This is a genomic window from Vibrio genomosp. F10 str. 9ZD137 (assembly GCF_049974785.1).
Lineage (GTDB): Bacteria > Pseudomonadota > Gammaproteobacteria > Enterobacterales > Vibrionaceae > Vibrio.
This window is the reverse complement of sequence record NZ_JBNGCJ010000747.1, coordinates 1-1619: the sequence shown is the minus strand read 5'-3', so window position 1 is coordinate 1619 and position 1619 is coordinate 1. Positions and strand designations below refer to the sequence as shown.

Sequence of the window (1619 nt, the reverse complement as noted above, 5' to 3'; positions counted from 1 at the left end):
TTTAGCGGCTGGGGTCTCGGTGTTAATCAAACAACTGATGCCTGAAATCAAAGTGATTGCCGTCGAACCGGAAGATTCTTCCTGCCTCAAAGCCGCGCTTGATGCTGGTGAGCCTGTTGTTCTTGACCAAGTGAGCATGTTCGCAGATGGCGTTGCGGTCAAACGCATTGGTGATGAAACGTTCCGTTTATGTCAACAATACCTTGATGGGCATATTTCTGTCTCAAGTGACGAGATTTGCTCTGCGGTAAAAGACATCTTTGAAGATACACGTGCCATCGCTGAACCTTCAGGCGCCCTTGCCCTTGCAGGATTGAAGAAGTTTGCAGAGCAAAACCAACTGAAAGGCAAGCAACTCGCCACCATACTTTCAGGTGCGAATACCAACTTCCACGGTTTACGTTATGTTTCAGAGCGCTGTGAACTGGGTGAAAAACGTGAAGGCTTGCTCGCGGTGACCATTCCTGAACGCCAAGGCGCATTCTTTGAATTTTGCGATCTTATTGGTGGCCGAGCTGTGACGGAGTTTAATTACCGCTACAACGACGATAGCCTAGCCAATATTTTTGTTGGTGTGCGTTTGCAAGGTGGGCAAGAAGAGCTCGAACACATCATTAACGATCTTCGCAACGGGGGATACCCTGTCGTGGATTTATCAGACGATGAAATGGCGAAACTACACGTTCGCTACATGATTGGTGGTAAACCGTCGAAACCACTGAAAGAACGCTTATACAGTTTTGAATTTCCAGAATACCCTGGTGCATTGCTTAAGTTCTTAAGCACCCTCGGAACGCATTGGAACATTAGCCTGTTTAACTACCGTAACCATGGCGCCGACTATGGTCGAGTGTTGTGTGGTTTTGAACTGGATGAACATGATTTAACTCGTTTTTCAGCGCACCTGCGTGAATTGGGTTATCAATGCAAAGACGAAACGGATAACCCTTCCTATCAGTTCTTTTTATCCTAAACTCAAAGCCAGTCACCTTGACTGGCTTTTTTATGCTGTACTGTTTAATTAATGCGTTTAGCACATAGATATAATGCTAAAGTGTCATTTTATTCATAGTTAGTTTCTCACTACACTGTGTGTAATTTCATTGCTGTCCTTAAGTGGAGAATACGAATGTTCAATGCCTTAGTTCTAAATCAAGAAGAAAAACGTACCATCGCTCGTGTAGAAAAAATCGATGAATCACAACTGCCGGAAGGCGAAGTACTGATTGATGTCGATTATTCTTCTTTAAACTACAAAGATGGCCTTGCTATCACAGGAAAAGGCAAAATTATTCGTAATTTCCCTATGGTCCCAGGTATTGATTTAGCCGGTACCGTCGTAAGCTCTGACGATGATCGCTACCAAGCGGGCGACCATGTTGTCCTTACTGGTTGGGGCGTCGGTGAAAACCATTGGGGTGGCATGGCGCAGCGTGCACGTCTAAAAGCGGACTGGCTGGTGCCTCTGCCAAAAGGGTTTGATAGTAAAAAAGCGATGATGATTGGCACTGCAGGCTTTACCGCCATGCTTTGTGTTCAAGCGCTTCTTGATGCAGGTGTAAAACCAGAAACCGGTGAAGTACTTGTGACAGGCGCGAGTGGCGGTGTCGGTTCCGTAG

2 protein-coding genes are annotated in these 1619 nt (G+C 45.8%); both read left to right on the top strand.

The window, feature by feature from the left end:
• A partial coding sequence (gene ilvA, locus ACP45E_RS17600) for a threonine ammonia-lyase, biosynthetic (protein WP_069585345.1) occupies positions 1-973 on the top strand: 973 nt, incomplete at its 5' end.
• Between the two features lie 156 nt (positions 974-1129).
• On the top strand, positions 1130-1619 hold a 490-nt coding region (locus ACP45E_RS17595), incomplete at its 3' end, for an alcohol dehydrogenase catalytic domain-containing protein (RefSeq protein WP_158008391.1).